Origin of the sequence: Mycobacterium sp. (assembly GCF_035314665.1) — a bacterium.
Taxonomy (GTDB): Bacteria; Actinomycetota; Actinomycetes; order Mycobacteriales; family Mycobacteriaceae; genus Mycobacterium.
Genome location: NZ_DATFZD010000071.1, coordinates 1 through 15,920, shown reverse-complemented (window position 1 = coordinate 15,920; position 15,920 = coordinate 1). Strand labels below are relative to the sequence as shown.

Sequence of the window (15,920 nt, the reverse complement as noted above, 5' to 3'; positions counted from 1 at the left end):
GGACCGCTGGCAGGTACCGCCCGTGCAGCCGGCGGTGACCGTGATACAGGCACTGCCCAAGGCCGAGCGCTCCGAGTTGGCGATCGAGCTGGCCACCGAGGCGGGCGCTGATGCGTTGGTGGCCTGGCAGGCGGCGCGTTGCGTGGCCCGCTGGGACGGGGGCCGCGCCGACAAGGGCCTGCGGCGCTGGCGCGCGGCCGCTCGCGCGGCGGCACAGCAATCCCGTCGCGCATATGTGCCGTCGGTCGATGGTGTGCTGTCCACCGCGGCGTTGACCCAGCGGATCGGCGACGTGGTGGCGTCGGGCGGCACGGTGCTGGCGCTGCACGAGTCGGCCACCGGTCAGCTGGCGAATCTCGCTTTGGCGCAAGCGAAGTCGGTGATGTTGGTGGTGGGCCCCGAGGGCGGCATCGCTCCCGACGAGCTGGCCGCGCTGACCGACGCAGGTGCTGTGGCGGTTCGGTTGGGACCGACGGTCCTGCGGACCTCGACTGCTGCCGCGGTCGCGTTGGGTGCGCTGGGTGTGTTGACGCCGCGATGGGAACCGTCCGACGACGATGGTTCACCCAGCGGCTAATTCTTGGGTCGGATAACTACGCGGCGGTAGACTCAAGGCGCTAACCCGCTGAAAAAACCGCAGAAAGCAGGCATCAGAAACCACGTGACGCCCCGCGAAACCACCGCTGCTGATTCCTCGACATCTCAAGTTCGCAGCAGCATCGACGTTCCGCCCGACCTCGTCGTGGGCCTGCTTGGTTCCGCTGACGAAAATTTGCGTGCACTCGAACGCACCCTGGCCGCAGATCTGCATGTCCGCGGCAACGCGGTGACCCTCTCCGGTGAGCCCGCCGACGTCGCGCTCGCCGAACGGGTCCTCAGCGAACTCGTCGCGATCGTCGCCGGTGGCCAGACGTTGACGCCCGAGGTAGTGCGCCACAGTGTGGCCATGCTGGTCGGCACCGGCAACGAGTCGCCGGCCGAGGTGCTGACCCTCGACATCTTGTCGCGTCGCGGCAAGACGATTCGACCCAAGACCCTCAACCAGAAGCGCTATGTCGACGCCATCGATGCCCACACCATCGTCTTCGGCATCGGCCCGGCGGGCACCGGCAAGACCTACCTGGCGATGGCCAAAGCAGTCAACGCGCTGCAGCGTAAACAGGTCACCCGCATCATCCTGACCCGACCGGCGGTGGAAGCCGGTGAGCGGCTTGGCTTTCTGCCCGGCACGCTGAGCGAGAAGATCGACCCGTATCTGCGTCCGCTTTACGATGCGCTGCACGACATGATGGATCCCGAACTGATCCCCAAGTTGATGGCGTCCGGGGTCATCGAGGTAGCGCCGCTGGCATACATGCGCGGGAGGACGTTGAATTCTGCGTTCATTATTCTCGACGAGGCGCAGAACACCACCTCCGAACAGATGAAGATGTTCCTCACCCGCCTCGGGTTCGGCTCGAAAGTCGTTGTCACCGGTGACGTTACGCAGATCGACCTGCCGGGCGGCAACAGGTCGGGATTACGAGCGGCGGCCGACATTCTCGAGGGCATCGACGACATTCACATCGCGGAGTTGACCAGTGCCGACGTCGTCCGGCATCGGCTGGTGTCGGAAATCGTGGACGCCTATGCACGATACGAGGAGCCCGGTCTTAGCATGAACCGGGCAGCGCGGCGGGCCTCGAGTGCCCGCAGCCGTCGGTGACAGCGGCCCTCATGAGTATCGAGGTCGCCAACGAATCGGGAATTGACGTCTCCGAATTCGAATTGATCAGCGTCGCAAGGTTCGTCATCGCCCAAATGGACGTCAACCCGGCGGCCGAGCTGTCGATGGTGCTGTTGGACACCGCGGCGATGGCCGATCTGCACATGCGCTGGATGGATTTGCCCGGACCGACCGACGTGATGAGCTTCCCGATGGACGAGCTCGAGCCGGGCGGCCGTCCCGATGCCCCCGAGCCGGGGCCGGCGATGCTCGGCGACATTGTTTTGTGCCCCGAATTCGCCGCTGAGCAGGCTGCGGCCGCCGGACATTCGCTGGGCCACGAGTTGGCGCTGCTGACGATCCACGGCGTGCTGCACCTGCTCGGTTACGACCACGCCGAGGCGGACGAAGAAAAAGAGATGTTCGCTCTGCAACGCCGCCTTCTCGAAGGGTGGGTCGCCGACCAAGTCGACGCCTACCACCACGATCGCCAGAGCGAGAGAGACCAGCGATTGCTGGATAAATCAAGGTACTTCGACAATTGAACGGGGCCGGCCCGCTACTCGGCGCGATCGTGCTGATCGGTCTGGGCGGTTTGTTCGCAGCGGTCGATGCGGCGATCAGCACGGTATCAATGGCGCGGGTCCACGAACTGGTTCGTGACGACCGGCCTGGCGCGGTGCGGCTGGCGAAGGTGATGACCGACCGGCCCCGCTACATCAATCTGGTGGTGCTGCTTCGCATCATCTGTGAGATCAGCGCGACCGTGCTGTTGGCGGTCTATTTCCACCGGCATGTCAGCCGCGAATGGGGGCTCTTCGCCGCTGCCGTGGCCATGGTGGTGATCAGTTTCGTCGTCATCGGTGTCGGTCCGCGCACCCTCGGCCGCCAGAACGCCTACTCCATCTCGTTGGTGGCAGCGCTACCGCTGCAAGTCATTTCGGTCTTGCTGGCCCCGCTCAGCCGGCTGCTGGTGGTGCTGGGCAATATGCTGACGCCAGGCCGGGGCTTCCGCAACGGACCGTTCGCATCCGAGATCGAGTTACGCGAAGTCGTCGACCTGGCACAGCAGCGCGGCGTGGTCGCCGCCGACGAGCGGCGGATGATCCAGTCGGTGTTCGAACTCGGTGATACACCGGCCCGCGAGGTGATGGTGCCGCGCACCGAGATGATCTGGATCGAAAGCGACGAATCGGCCGACCACGCGGTGTCGCTTGCGGTGCGCAGCGGGCATTCCCGCATTCCGGTGATCGGCGAGAACGTCGACGATGTCCTTGGCGTCGTATTCCTGAAAGACGTTGTGCAGCATAAATATTATGCGAGTAACGGGGGCCAGGCCACCACCGTCGCGCAGGTCATGCGCCCGGCGGTGTTCGTCCCGGACTCCAAGCCGCTGGACGCGCTGCTGCGCGAAATGCAGCGCGACCGCAACCATATGGCGCTGCTGGTCGACGAGTACGGCGCGATAGCCGGGCTGGTGACGATCGAGGATGTGTTAGAAGAGATCGTCGGTGAGATCGCCGACGAGTACGACGCAGCCGAGGTTGCGCCCGTAGAAGATCTGGGCGACAACCGGTTCCGGGTTTCGGCGCGACTGCCGATCGAAGACGTCGGCGAATTGTACGGCGTGGAATTCGATGAGCACCTCGACGTCGACACGGTCGGCGGTCTGCTGGCCCTGGAGCTGGGCCGGGTCCCGCTGCCCGGCGCCGAGGTGGTATCACATGGGCTGCGGTTGCATGCCGAGGGCGGCCCTGACCATCGCGGACGGGTCCGGATCGGCACCGTGTTGCTCAGTCGCGACGACCCCGATGGCCAGGAGGTAAACCATGATGGCTGAGCCACTCGCAGGCAACGTCCCGCGGTGACCGAATTCCGTTCCGGTTTCGTCTGTCTCGTCGGGCGGCCGAATACCGGGAAGTCGACGCTGACCAACGCGCTGGTCGGCTCGAAAGTGGCGATCACGTCCAGCCGCCCGCAGACCACCCGGCACACGATTCGCGGCATTGTGCATCGGGAGGACTTCCAGATCATCCTGGTCGACACTCCGGGGCTGCACCGGCCGCGGACACTGCTGGGCAAGCGGCTCAACGACTTGGTCCGCGACACCTACGCCGAAGTCGACGCCATCGGTTTGTGCATACCGGCCGACGAGGCGATCGGCCCGGGGGACCGCTGGATTGTTGAGCAGATCCGTTCCGTCGCGCCCACAACGACATTGGTCGCCGTCGTCACCAAAATCGACAAGGTGACGAAGGACAAGTTGGCCGCGCAGCTCGTCGCGGTGCACGAGCTAGCCGGCGACTCCGCTGAGATCGTCCCTGTCTCGGCGGTCACCGGCGAACTAATCGATGTGCTGATCGACGTGCTGGCCGCCGCGTTGCCGCCCGGGCCGGCGTACTACCCCGACGGTGAGCTGACCGATGAACCCGAAGAGGTGCTGATGGCCGAGTTCATCCGGGAAGCCGCCCTGGAGGGCGTGCACGAGGAGCTGCCGCATTCGCTGGCAGTGGTTATCGACGAGGTCGCTCCCCGCGAGGGGCGCGACGACCTGATCGACGTGCACGCCGTTCTCTACGTCGAGCGCGACAGCCAAAAGGGCATCGTGATCGGCAAGGGCGGCGCGCGACTGCGCGAAGTGGGCACCGCGGCACGTGGTCAGATCGAGAAGCTGCTTGGTACCAACGTCTACCTCGACCTGCGGGTCAAGGTGGCCAAGAATTGGCAGCGCGACCCCAAGCAGCTTGGCCGGCTTGGCTTTTGAGCCTGACCAGCAGACGCAAAAGCCCCTAACGCCCCGACGTGTCGGGGGCTTTTGCGTCTGCTCGCGTGTCGGTGCCGGTGTTCCACCACACCTTCGGCTGCTTGGCCGCCCAGCCGCCCAGTGCCTCCAGTTCCGCGGCCAACGAGACCAGCAACGGCTCGCTGTTGGCCGGCCCCATCAGCTGCACACCGATCGGCAAGCCTTCCGAGGTGAAGCCGGCCGGGACGTTGATCGACGGCCACCCCAACACATTCCACGGCCAGCACACCGGGCACGCGGCGATCATCGCCCGGTCGGTGCCCAGGCCGCCCAACCTGTCGAACGCGTGTGCCGGCGGAGGCGGCTGCGCGGTCGTCGGCGCCACCACGACGTCCACGATGCGGAAAATCGAGCCCACCCGGCGCTGATCGGCCGCTTCGTGCGCCCGCGCGGCACGCAGTATCGATTGCGAAAGCAGCCGTCCCATCCGCATATTCGACAATGTGCGTGGATCCCACTCCACGCCGTCACCCAACCGGTCGGCCCAGTCGAGCAGTCCAGAAGTGGAGCGCGACAAGAAGTTCCACGACAACCGCAGCCCGTAATCGGGACTGCCGGACACCACACTGTGGCCGAGCAGCCGAAGCTGATCGCCCACCGCCTGGAGCGCCGCCCTGATCTCCGGATGCAAGCGGGCCGGAAACGCGGTGAACGGGAACCCGGTTGACAGCGCGATCCGCAACGGCCCGGGAGCGATGCCGACGTGCTCGGACACCGTCACCGGTCGCGGCTTGTGCAGATCGCCGTCGACGTTGCCGGACGCCGCATCGAGCACCAGCGCGGCATCGGCGACCGTACGGGCCAGCACGCCGTTGACCGTGATGCCGTTGAACGCCTCCCGCAACGGCCACGTCGAGATGCGGCCACGTTGCGGCTTGATGCCTACCAAGTGAGTCCAGGCCGCCGGGATGCGCACACTGCCCGCCCCGTCGGAGCCGATCGCCGCGGTGACCAGACCGGCGGCCACCGCGGCCGCACTGCCGCCCGACGACCCTCCCGGGGTGTGTTTGCGCGACCACGGGTTGCGGGTGTGGCCGAATCCGGGTCCGCTGGTGAACGGCCATTGGCCCAATTCGCAGGCGTTGGTCTTGCCGACGATCACCGCGCCGGCCGCCTTGAGCCGGCGCACCACTTCGGCGTCCTGGGTGGCGGGCCGAACGTGCCCCGACGTGCCGAAGGCGGTTGGTACTCCGGCGATATCGACGTCGTCTTTCACCGCGATCGGGACACCCAGCAGCGGTGCCAGGTCTCCGTCGGCGCGCCGCATGTCGGCCGCGGCCGCGTCGGCCAGCGCCGTCTCGGTGAGCACCACGCGGAATGCGTTCAGCGTCGATTGGCTCAGGTCGATGGCGTGCAGCGAGCGGCGGACCAGCTCGTCGGAAGTCACCTCACCGCTGGCCAGCTGGTAGAGCTGGTCGGTCAGGGTCGGAAAACGGGGGTTAGCGGCGTCCTTCATTGGTGTCGACCTTATCGGCGCGTGCATGAGGTGGGAGTCGCAGAGCGGTGACAAACTGGTATCCATGCGGCTGTACCGAGACCGTGCGGTGGTGCTGCGCCAGCACAAGCTCGGCGAAGCCGACCGGATCGTCACCATGCTCACCCGCGACCACGGGCTGGTCCGCGCGGTGGCCAAGGGCGTGCGCCGCACCCGCAGCAAGTTCGGCGCACGGCTGGAGCCGTTCGCGCATATCGACGTGCAATTGCACCCGGGCCGCAACCTGGACATCGTCACGCAGGTAGTCTCGCTTGACGCGTTTGCCACCGACATTGTCAGCGACTACGGCCGATACACCTGCGCGTGCGCGATGCTGGAAACCGCCGAGCGCCTCGCCGGTGAGGAGCGGGCACCGGCCCCGGAATTGCACCGACTCACGGTGAGCGCATTGCGGGCGGTGGCCGACGGTCGCCGACCCCGCGAGTTGGTGCTGGACGCTTATCTGCTGCGGGCCATGAGCATCGCCGGGTGGGCTCCCGCGCTGACCGAGTGTGCCCGCTGCGCCACCCCGGGCCCGCACCGGGCATTTCACATCGGCGCCGGCGGCAGCGTCTGCGGGTACTGTCGCCCCGCCGGTGCGACGACACCGCCGCTGGGTGTGCTGGATCTGATGTCGGCGCTGCGCGACGGCGACTGGGAGGCCGCGGAGGCCACACCACACTCGGCCCGCAGCCACGTCAGCGGATTGGTGGCCGCCCACCTGCAATGGCATTTGGAGCGACAGCTGCGAACGTTGCCGCTGATCGAGCGGACAGGCCGGGTTGACTCGGCGTTCAGCGTCTATTCGAGCCTGGCCGACCGCCGCATAGCTCTGGTCAGGCAGGATGTGGCCCATGGGGACGAGCCGGGTGAGCCGCGCAGAGCGGAAGGCTGAGCGCACGCGGAAGGCCACCCACTTCCCACAGCTGCCGCCTGCCCCGGACGATTATCCGACCTTCCCCGACACGTCCACCTGGCCGGTGGTCTTTCCCGCGCTTCCGCCGTCACCCGACGGCGGCCCGCGCCGCCCCCCACAACACGTTTCGAAGGCCGCCGCTCCGCGGATCCCCGCGGCCCAGCTGCCCAACCACGTCGCGATCGTGATGGACGGCAACGGCCGCTGGGCGACCCAGCGCGGACTGGCCCGCGTCGAAGGCCACAAGATGGGCGAGGCTGTCGTTATCGACATCGTCTGCGGCGCAATCGAAATGGGCATCAAATGGCTCAGCCTCTATGCCTTCTCCACGGAGAACTGGAAGCGGTCGGCCGACGAAGTCCGTTTCCTGATGGGATTCAACCGCGACGTGGTGCGACGGCGGCGGATAACCCTGAACGAGATGGGCGTGAAGATACGCTGGGTCGGCTCGCGGCCACGCCTCTGGCGAAGCGTCATCAACGAGTTGGCGATCGCAGAGGAAATGACGATGCGCAACGACGTCATCACGGTGAACTACTGCGTCAACTATGGCGGCCGTACTGAAATTGCCGAGGCAGCAAGGGATATCGCGCGCGAGGCCGCGGCGGGCAGGCTGGACCCGGAACGGGTCACCGAGGCGACCGTCGCCCGCCACCTGCACCGCCCCGACATTCCCGACGTGGACCTGTTGCTGCGGACCTCGGGTGAGCAGCGGACCAGCAATTTCATGCTGTGGCAAGCGGCGTACGCCGAATATATCTTCCAGGACAAGCTTTGGCCCGATTACGACCGCCGCGATCTGTGGGCGGCCTGCGAGGAGTACGCATCACGTAATCGACGATTCGGGACGGCCTAGATGCCTTCGTTGCAGGAGCGATTGCTGATGGTGCTTTCCGAGGTGCTACCGCTGCAGGAGGAATCCGACGGCGCGCTGACCGTGCGGCACGACGGCACCATCGCGTCGTTGCGGGTCGTGACCATCACCGCGGATCTCGACCTGGTGTCACTGACCCAGATCTTGGCGTGGGATCTGTTGTTGACCAAGAAGATTCGTGACAGCGTCGCCGAGCAGGGGCGCAGTACTCTGCTGGGGTCGGTGGCGCTGGTCGAGAAGGCCGGCGATCCCACCGTCAAACGCAACTCAACCAAAACCGCAGACGTGATGCTGCGCTACAACTTTCCGGGCGGTGGCCTGAGCGACGACGCGCTCCGCACGCTGATCCTGATGGTGCTCGACAAGGGCGCCGAGATCCGCCGGGTGCTGACGGGCTAGGTCCGGCCGCGGCACTCCGAGCAGGTGCCGAAGATCTCGATGGTGTGGCCGACATCGGAGAAGCCGTGTTTAGCCGCCACTTCGGCGGCCCACACCTCGACCTCGTGGTCGCCCACCTCGACGGTCGAGCCGCAGCCGCGGCACACCAGGTGGTGGTGATGGTGTTCCGAGCACCGCCGGTAGACCGATTCACCGGTGTCGTTGCGCAGCGTGTCGAGCATGCCCGCAGCGGACATCGACTGCAGTGTCCGGTACACGGTGGTCAGGCCGATGTTCTCGCCGCGCCGCCGCAGCTCGTCGTGCAGTTCTTGGGCCGACCGGAAGTCGTCGAGTGTGTCCAGCAGCGACGCGATCGCCGCGCGCTGCCGGGTCGACCGCTCGCCGGCGCGCGCGGTCATTGCGCCGCTCCTCCGCATCGCTTCGCTCCGCATCGTCGGCGGCGCGCGGTCATGGTTTGTCCTCGCCGGCGTGCGCGACGGCGTCGATCACGATGTGCGCCAAGTGGTGATCGGCCAGCCGGTAGAGCACCTCGCGGCCCGACCGCTCGCCGGTGACCACGCTCGCGGCCTTGAGGATCTTGAGGTGCTGGCTGACCAGCGGCTGCGGCACGCCCAGCGCGTCGACCAGTTCGTGGACGCAGCGCTGGGACTCGCGCAACTGCAGCACAATGGCGATCCGCACCGGCGCGGCCAGCGCCCGTAGCAGCTCACCGGCGGCTTCCAGGATTTCCCGCGGCGGCGGCGCCGGCAGCTGGGTGAAGTCCGAAACGCCGTGCTCATGGCGTTCATCCAAACCGGAGCCGATGTCGTCGTGGCTCTCGGTTGATGCGGCGGGGGACATGACCTCCACTGTCACATGCATGATCACGCATGTCAAAGAGCCCGGGGTGGATCGTTACGATGACGGATGCTCACCGGCTCAGGGCCGGCGTGATCGTCCCGCATCGAAACACAGGAGTCATCACCTCGTGGCGTCCGTCATCGACACCGTCGTCAACCTCGCCAAGCGGCGCGGCCTGGTCTACCCCGCCGGTGAGATCTACGGCGGCACCAAATCGGCATGGGACTACGGGCCGTTGGGGGTGGAGCTCAAGGAGAACATCAAACGGCAGTGGTGGCGCGCGGTGGTCACCGGGCGCGACGACGTCGTCGGTCTCGACTCGTCGATCATCCTGCCCCGCGAGGTGTGGGTTGCCTCCGGGCACGTCGATGTGTTTCACGACCCGCTGGTCGAGTCGCTGATCACGCACAAGCGCTACCGCGCCGACCATCTCATCGAAGCCTACGAAGCCAAGCACGGTCACCCGCCGCCCAATGGTCTGGCCGATATCCGGGATCCGGAAACCGGTGAGCCCGGCCGGTGGACCGAGCCGCGCGAGTTCAACATGATGCTCAAGACCTATCTCGGTCCGATCGAGACCGAGGAGGGCCTGCACTATCTGCGGCCGGAGACCGCGCAGGGGATCTTCGTTAACTTCGCCAACGTGGTGACCACCGCACGCCGCAAGCCGCCGTTCGGTATCGGCCAGATCGGCAAGAGTTTCCGCAACGAGATCACCCCGGGCAATTTCATCTTCCGCACCCGCGAGTTCGAGCAGATGGAGATGGAGTTCTTCGTCGAGCCCGCGACCGCCTCGGAGTGGCACCAGTATTGGATCGACACCCGGCTGGCCTGGTACGTCGACCTCGGCATCGATCCGGACAACCTGCGGCTCTACGAGCACCCCAAGGAAAAGTTGTCGCATTACTCCGATCGCACCGTCGACATCGAGTATAAGTTCGGCTTCGCCGGCAACCCGTGGGGCGAACTCGAGGGGGTGGCCAACCGAACCGACTTCGACTTATCCACGCACGCAAAGCATTCCGGGGTCGACCTGTCTTTTTACGATCAGGGCACCGACACCCGTTATGTGCCCTACGTGATCGAACCGGCGGCCGGGCTGACGCGGTCGTTCATGGCGTTTTTGATCGACGCCTACCACGAGGACGAGGCGCCCAACGCAAAGGGCGGGATGGACAAGCGGACGGTGTTGCGGCTGGATCCCCGGCTGGCGCCAGTCAAAGCCGCTGTGCTGCCGTTGTCGCGGCATGCAGACCTGAGCCCCAAGGCTCGCGATCTGGCCGCCGAGTTGCGCAAGTGCTGGAACGTCGAGTTCGACGACGCCGGCGCGATCGGGCGGCGTTACCGCCGCCAGGATGAGATCGGCACCCCGTATTGCGTGACGGTGGATTTCGACTCGCTGGAGGACCACGCGGTGACCATCCGGGAGCGTGACGCCATGACGCAGGAGCGGGTGGCCATCGACGCGGTCACCGATTATCTGGGATCGCGCCTGCGGGCCTGCTGAACGCGGGATGCGGCGCGGCCGACGGCCACGTTATTCAACACGCGGTAAAAATTTCTGAGAAACTATAAGGCTTCGTTGACGCTTTCCTTGGTTTCTGCTCAACTTTCTCACACGATAAATGTCAAGCATTGGAGGTCTCCCATGAGTCACGCGATCGTTCGTCGTGCAATGGTGGCCGGCCTTGGTGTCGCCGCCGCCACTCTGGCCGCCGCCGGCCTTGCGGCGACCGCCAACGCCGTCCCCGACCCCACGCCCCCTCCCCTTCGATCCCATCACTAGCTACCCTGGCGGCCTTTATGGCGGTAGCGATGTGAACGACTTCTATATCGCCAACGCCGGTGGTACCACTTATACGGAATACCAGTTCACGAGTGATTTTTACTTGGACAGCAGCGGCACGCCGCATTTCGATTTCACGCCCACAATTGTCACCACCGACGGCACCGTTCCGGGTACAATAGCAACTGGTTTTTATGACGACAACGTTTTTCAAACATTCATCGGTAATACCATTGCTCAATACAACACTGTCACCGGGCTCGATGATTATGTGTCCGACAACGATGTCGATCACTTCTTCTTTGGATTGCCCACTACAAACGAATTGTCCATTACGGTCTCGCCCCCGCCTCCGATTCCGGATAACGGGGCCAGCTTGCTGGAGCTTTCCTTCTGGGACGGGGGCGGCTGGTCTACCCTCTTGGGTGATTTGTCTTCACTGTACTCGGACCTCACCAGCCTCTTCTGAGGTGCACACCTGAACTGACGCGGAGACCTCACCGTGGCTGCCGGGCCAGTTCGGCTGGGCCGGCAGCCCGTGAGACGGGCCGAAGTGGCAGTGAATTTCGACGCATATGACCGCGCCGTCACATGCGCCAGCGTGATGAGATGACGCAGGATCGGATGGGCTTCGACGCAGTCGCCGATTATCTGGACAGGGTAAATTCGTCTTCCGTGCTGGCGAATTCGAACAGGTGAATGGAGTTCTTCATCGAGCCCGCGGCCGCGCCGGAATTGGCACCAATATTGGATCGATACTCGGCTGCAGTGGTACATCGATTTGGTTATCGACGCCGACGACCTGTCGTTGTGGGAGCACCCGAAGGACCGCACCGTTAATATCGAGTACAAGTTCGGCTTGTCCGGCAACCGCCGCTGTGCTGCCCCTGTCGCGGCACGCCGATCTGAGCCCCAGGGCTCGCGATCTGGCCGCCGAGCGGGTGGCGCGGTAACCGGTTATCTAGCATCGTGCCTCCCGGCCTGTTGAGCGTCGCCGAAAGCAACGGGAAGCAACTGTGCGAAAAATTTTCGCCAACGTTATCGACTATTGCCCACGTGGCCAATATTATCTAGCCAGCCGGACGAAATGACCGGCTCGTCAGACTTGGCGCGGCAGCACACTAGGGCGTGGTGAGCTGCCGCGCCTTGCCCTTGTCGGGCGCCGCTGCGGGCGCTCAGAACCGTCCGCCGCCGCCCATGAAGCCGCCGTCGGAGCCCGACGAACCGCCAAACGAGGTCGGGCCCCAGCCGTCACCCCAACCGCCGCCGAAACCTCCGCCCATCGATCCGCCAAGCATGTCGCCGATGATGATCCCGCCCATCATCGCGCCCATGTTGTTGCCGCCGTAGCGTCCGGTGTAGGCGATTTGGGTAGATCGAACATCGTCGTTGGCAAGTGACTGAGCCTGGTCGGCCAGTGTCGCCGCGGTATTGACACGGGTGATCGCTTCGTTGATGTCGGTGTCCCGTTCGTCAAGTGCGGCTTGCAGCACCCGGCTCGCCTCGGCGAGCCGGGTCCGCGCCTCGGGCCCGATGCTGCCGCGGCGGGTATCGATGAAATCGGACACGGCGTGGATCCGCGACTGCGCCGTGAACAGCGCTTGCTCGAAAGTACGCTTAAGGCGCTCGGCGGTTGCCTGCTCTTCGGCAACAGTGGCGAGTAGCCGGTTCAAGTCGGCGTCGGCCTTGGTCAGTTGGGTGAACGCGCCGAGCGGATCGGCCGAGCCGGTCGCGCGCGCAGCGTCGAGGGCTTTACTCGCCGCATCCCGGGCGCTGGCCAATTCGCGGGTGTGCGCCGCTTTGGTTTTCAGCGCGCCTTGCAGTTGCCCGTCGGCGTGCCCGATACCGGTCTGGACGTCGGCGATCAGCGAGGGCAGCATGGCGACCGCGTGGTGAATGTCGTTGGCGGCGCTGTCCACCGCATCGAGCAATGCGCGCGCTTGTCCCAGCGCCGACTCGGCCGCCTGCACGGCGTCGACCAGGCCGCTTTGCTCGCCGCTGACCGGCTTCGCGGCCAGATCCCGCGCGCGGGTGAGGTTGTGGTCGGCGAATGCCAACCGGTCTTTGGCCGCCGCGACGTTGCTGGCCACCGAAGTCAGCGCATCAGGGTCGAATTCGTTGTGCAGCTCCGCCATTCGCTGTTCGGCCGGGGCGACGCGTGCGGTCAGCTCGACCATCTGCTGGGTCAGGCCGTCGAGCCGCGATGGTGCGTTGACCACCAGGTCGCGCATCGCTTCGAATGCCTCCCGCTGCGACTCCAGCTCACGATCGGCCTTCGCCGCCGAGACGATCACCTCAGTCAACAGCTCACGCCGCTGCGCTCGTGTCTCGGGTATCGCGTCATCGAGTCGTTGGCGCACGGTGAAGGCTTGTGCCAGAGCGGCTTTGGCGTTGCTGACGGCGCGGGTGAACGGCTCGGTGCGCTGTTCTCCGAACTCCTCGATGGTCAGCGCCAGCTCGTTGGAGCTGGTGCGGACCGCGTTGTCGACGTCGACGACCTTCCACCGCGACAGATCGTTGAGCGCGCCCAGCGACAGCGCCGCCAGCGCATCCGGGTCGGTGGCGTCGACCCGGCGCGCGGCAGCCAGCTCAGCCGCGTGCCGCCGGCGGCGTCGATAACCCTCGGCCACAAGCAAACCCACCACCACGAGCGCGATGATGGCCGCCGCGATCAGCAGCGCGTTCCGGTCCATTGATCGGTGTCCTCGGTCGAGCCCGTTGGCAGCCGCGACCACCGCACCGCTCCAGTCGCCGCGGCGCAACGCGGGCTCGATCTGGTTTCGTCGCAGATCGTCAACCTGGCTTGGGCTGATCGTCTGGACCCGGTTGGGCACCAGGAATGCATAGGAACGGTCGACGGTGGCCACGGCTATCAGCGCATCGAAGTCGCCCAGGTCGCTGGCGGAGCGGGTGTTCTGCGCCCAGCTCACGGCCGGCTGTCCGGAGAAGTTCTCGACGAAAACCACCCACAGCTGGATGTGGCGGTCGTCGTAGAGCTTGCTGGCGGCGTTCGCGACCGCGATGCGGCCCGGGCCGTCCAACGCCCCGGCCTCGTCGGTGATCGAGTCGGTCAGCCGGAAGGGCGGCTGCGCGGCGGCGGACGGTGCCACGAGGAGTGCGGTGATCAGGATGGCCATGAACATGGCGAACGAGCGGACTGTGCTCATGTCCGATAATCTAATCCGCTCAGCTGCGCTATCGGGAGGGGCTGGCAGACTGTTCGGCGATGATTCAACAAGACCCCTATGACGATTTCGACCGCCAGCGGGTGGTTTTCGAAGCGCCGAAGACCGCGGGCTTGCCGGGCACCGAGGGCCAACACCGCAGCGACTTCGCCCGGGATCGCGCCAGGGTGCTGCACAGCGCGGCGCTGCGTCGCCTTGCTGACAAGACACAAGTCGTCGGGCCGCGGGAAGGGGACACTCCGCGCACTCGACTGACCCATTCGCTGGAGGTCGCCCAGATCGGGCGCGGGATGGCGATCGGGCTCGGCTGCGATCCCGATTTGGTCGACATGGCCGGTTTGGCTCACGACCTCGGGCATCCGCCCTACGGGCACAACGGCGAGCAGGCGCTTGATGAGTTCGCGGCGGCGCACGGCGGCTTTGAGGGTAATGCGCAGAACTTCCGAATCCTGACCAGCTTGGAGCCCAAAGTCCTCGATCCGCAAGGACATAGCGTTGGTCTGAACCTGACCCGGGCGGGGCTGGATGCCGTCACCAAATATCCCTGGACGCGGGGTCGGGATCGACGCAAGTTCGGCTTTTACGACTTCGACCGCAACGCCGCCGCATGGGTGCGCGAACACGCGCCCGCGGATCGACCCTGCCTGGAAGCGCAAGTGATGGACTGGGCCGACGACGTCGCCTATTCGGTGCACGACGTGGAGGACGGTGTCGTTTCCGGTCGGATCGACTTGCGGGTGCTCGCCGACGACGACGAAGCCGCCGCGCTGGCCAAGCTGGGCGAACGCGACTTCGCCCGGGTGCGTGCCGACGACCTGTTCGCGGCCGCGCATCGGCTGGCCGGGCTGCCGGTGGTCGCCGCGGTCGGCAAGTATGACGCCACGCTGGCGGCTTCGGTCGCACTCAAGCAGCTGACCAGTGAACTGGTGGGCCGGTTCGCCTCGGCGGCGATCGCGGCCACCCGCGCGGATGTGCGCCCCGGGCGGCTCGCCCGCTATCAAACCGACTTGCAGGTCCCCGAGGTGGTACGCGCCGAGGTTGCGGTGCTCAAGACGCTGGCGTTGCAGTTCATCATGTCCGATCCGCGTCATCAGGAGCGTCAGCGCGCACAGCGGGAACGCATCCACCGAGTGGCGCACTGGCTACTGGCGGCGGCGCCCAGAACACTCGACCCGATATTCGTGCCGGCGTTTAACACCGCCGCCGACGACGGTGAGAGAATGCGGGTCGTCGTCGACCAGATCGCCTCCTTCACCGAGGGGCGTCTGGAACGTATCGAGACCGCTGAGCCCTGAACCGCCGCACTAGGGTGGGGTTTATGTCCAAGCACACCAATGTTGTTGCCGCCACGATGTCCGCACTCGTCGCACTCAGCGCCTGCAGTTCCAGTCAGCAGCCGACGACGGCGTCATCCACCATGAGCACTCCGGCCGGTGCCCAAACACTGAGCGCCGAACTGCACACCGCTGACGGTCGGTCGGTGGCGACTGCCACCTTCGAATTCGCCAACGGCTATGCCACCATCACGGTGAAGACGACCGCGAACGGCATCCTGGCGCCGGGGCTGCACGGCATGCACATCCATGAGATCGGCAAATGCGAACCCAACTCGGCCGACCCGATGGGTGGCGCGCCCGGCGACTTTATGTCGGCCGGTATGCACTACCAGGCCCCGGGCCACACCGGGGAACCGCCTAGCGGTGACCTCTCGACCTTGGACGTGCGCAAGGACGGCGCCGCCTACTTGGTGACCACGACCGACGCGTTCACTAGGGACGACCTGTTGGCGGGCAGCAAGACGGCCCTCATGGTGCACGGCCCGGAGTCTGGCCCCGACGCCGAGAAGCGCATCGCCTGCGGCGTGATCGGCACCGGTTAACCGGGCGTCGTCGAACGGGAGAGCGCTCTACACTGGGCCGATGCCCGGCCGTATCCCTG

At 65.8% G+C, this 15,920-nt stretch carries 17 protein-coding genes and 1 pseudogene; 14 read left to right on the top strand and 4 right to left on the bottom strand.

Translation table 11 applies throughout. The features are described 5' to 3' along the window. From VKI00_RS05265 to era, 5 genes are all read left to right on the top strand, one after another. The coding region (locus VKI00_RS05265) for a 16S rRNA (uracil(1498)-N(3))-methyltransferase (protein WP_324435954.1) at nucleotides 1–577 on the top strand (577 nt) is incomplete at its 5' end. A gap of 84 nt (nucleotides 578–661) precedes the next feature. Further along, nucleotides 662–1,705 (top strand): PhoH family protein, encoded by a 1,044-nt coding sequence (locus VKI00_RS05260; protein ID WP_324435953.1) that lies wholly within the window; start codon nucleotides 662–664, stop codon nucleotides 1,703–1,705. Nucleotides 1,706–1,716: 11 nt separating this feature from the next. Further along, nucleotides 1,717–2,250, top strand: coding sequence for an rRNA maturation RNase YbeY (gene ybeY, locus VKI00_RS05255; RefSeq protein WP_324435952.1), 534 nt, complete (start codon nucleotides 1,717–1,719; stop codon nucleotides 2,248–2,250). Further along, a complete protein-coding gene (locus VKI00_RS05250; RefSeq protein WP_324435951.1) occupies nucleotides 2,247–3,545 on the top strand; it encodes a hemolysin family protein in 1,299 nt (432 codons plus the stop codon). The genes ybeY and VKI00_RS05250 overlap by 4 nt, the downstream gene beginning before the upstream one ends. A 24-nt stretch (nucleotides 3,546–3,569) precedes the next feature. Further along, complete coding sequence (gene era, locus VKI00_RS05245; RefSeq protein ID WP_324435950.1) at nucleotides 3,570–4,469, top strand: GTPase Era; 900 nt, start codon at nucleotides 3,570–3,572, stop codon at nucleotides 4,467–4,469. Nucleotides 4,470–4,494: 25 nt separating this feature from the next. On the opposite strand, the gene VKI00_RS05240 is transcribed toward era, so the two are convergent. Beyond that, entirely contained in the window at nucleotides 4,495–5,964 is a 1,470-nt protein-coding gene (locus tag VKI00_RS05240) for an amidase (RefSeq protein WP_324435949.1), read from the bottom strand. Nucleotides 5,965–6,028: 64 nt separating this feature from the next. On the opposite strand from VKI00_RS05240, the gene recO reads away from it, so the two are divergent. Genes recO through VKI00_RS05225 form a run of 3 tightly spaced genes read left to right on the top strand, consistent with a single transcriptional unit; the run spans nucleotide 6,029 to nucleotide 8,171 of the window. Further along, nucleotides 6,029–6,877 (top strand): DNA repair protein RecO, encoded by an 849-nt coding sequence (gene recO, locus VKI00_RS05235; protein WP_324435948.1) that lies wholly within the window; start codon nucleotides 6,029–6,031, stop codon nucleotides 6,875–6,877. Beyond that, nucleotides 6,837–7,754, top strand: coding sequence for a decaprenyl diphosphate synthase (locus VKI00_RS05230; RefSeq protein WP_324435947.1), 918 nt, complete (start codon nucleotides 6,837–6,839; stop codon nucleotides 7,752–7,754). The genes recO and VKI00_RS05230 overlap by 41 nt, the downstream gene beginning before the upstream one ends. Continuing rightward, complete coding sequence (locus VKI00_RS05225; protein WP_324435946.1) at nucleotides 7,755–8,171, top strand: hypothetical protein; 417 nt, start codon at nucleotides 7,755–7,757, stop codon at nucleotides 8,169–8,171. Here the strand turns inward: VKI00_RS05225 and VKI00_RS05220 are convergent. Both VKI00_RS05220 and VKI00_RS05215 read right to left on the bottom strand, forming a co-directional pair. Continuing rightward, nucleotides 8,168–8,569 carry a Fur family transcriptional regulator gene (locus tag VKI00_RS05220; protein ID WP_324435945.1) on the bottom strand — a complete coding sequence of 134 codons (402 nt, stop codon included), beginning with the start codon at nucleotides 8,567–8,569 and terminating at the stop codon, nucleotides 8,168–8,170. The two genes, VKI00_RS05225 and VKI00_RS05220, sit on opposite strands and share 4 nt — an antisense overlap. Before the next feature lie 49 nt (nucleotides 8,570–8,618). After that, a complete protein-coding gene (locus VKI00_RS05215) occupies nucleotides 8,619–9,032 on the bottom strand; it encodes a metalloregulator ArsR/SmtB family transcription factor (RefSeq protein WP_324435944.1) in 414 nt (137 codons plus the stop codon). A 106-nt stretch (nucleotides 9,033–9,138) separates the two neighbouring features. Here VKI00_RS05215 and VKI00_RS05210 point away from each other — a divergent pair, with 106 nt between their 5' ends. The 4 genes and pseudogenes from VKI00_RS05210 to VKI00_RS05195 all read left to right on the top strand — a co-directional run. Continuing rightward, nucleotides 9,139–10,518, top strand: a complete 1,380-nt coding sequence (locus tag VKI00_RS05210; RefSeq protein WP_324435943.1) for a glycine--tRNA ligase — start codon at nucleotides 9,139–9,141, stop codon at nucleotides 10,516–10,518. Between the two features lie 141 nt (nucleotides 10,519–10,659). Further along, nucleotides 10,660–10,797 (top strand): hypothetical protein, encoded by a 138-nt coding sequence (locus VKI00_RS05205; protein ID WP_324435942.1) that lies wholly within the window; start codon nucleotides 10,660–10,662, stop codon nucleotides 10,795–10,797. A gap of 31 nt (nucleotides 10,798–10,828) precedes the next feature. Beyond that, nucleotides 10,829–11,266, top strand: a complete 438-nt coding sequence (locus VKI00_RS05200; RefSeq protein WP_324435941.1) for a hypothetical protein — start codon at nucleotides 10,829–10,831, stop codon at nucleotides 11,264–11,266. A gap of 190 nt (nucleotides 11,267–11,456) precedes the next feature. Continuing rightward, nucleotides 11,457–11,669: pseudogene (locus VKI00_RS05195) on the top strand (glycine--tRNA ligase); the annotation flags it as partial. 303 nt (nucleotides 11,670–11,972) lie between these two features. Here VKI00_RS05195 and VKI00_RS05190 read toward each other — a convergent pair. After that, complete coding sequence (locus VKI00_RS05190) at nucleotides 11,973–13,964, bottom strand: TPM domain-containing protein (RefSeq protein ID WP_324435940.1); 1,992 nt, start codon at nucleotides 13,962–13,964, stop codon at nucleotides 11,973–11,975. A 59-nt stretch (nucleotides 13,965–14,023) separates the two neighbouring features. Here VKI00_RS05190 and VKI00_RS05185 point away from each other — a divergent pair, with 59 nt between their 5' ends. Continuing rightward, the gene (locus VKI00_RS05185) at nucleotides 14,024–15,277 is read left to right on the top strand and encodes a deoxyguanosinetriphosphate triphosphohydrolase (RefSeq protein WP_324435939.1); all 1,254 of its coding nucleotides are present in this window, start codon (nucleotides 14,024–14,026) and stop codon (nucleotides 15,275–15,277) included. Between the two features lie 23 nt (nucleotides 15,278–15,300). Further along, nucleotides 15,301–15,861, top strand: a complete 561-nt coding sequence (locus tag VKI00_RS05180) for a superoxide dismutase family protein (RefSeq protein ID WP_324435938.1) — start codon at nucleotides 15,301–15,303, stop codon at nucleotides 15,859–15,861. The last annotated feature ends 59 nt before the right edge of the window (nucleotides 15,862–15,920 follow it).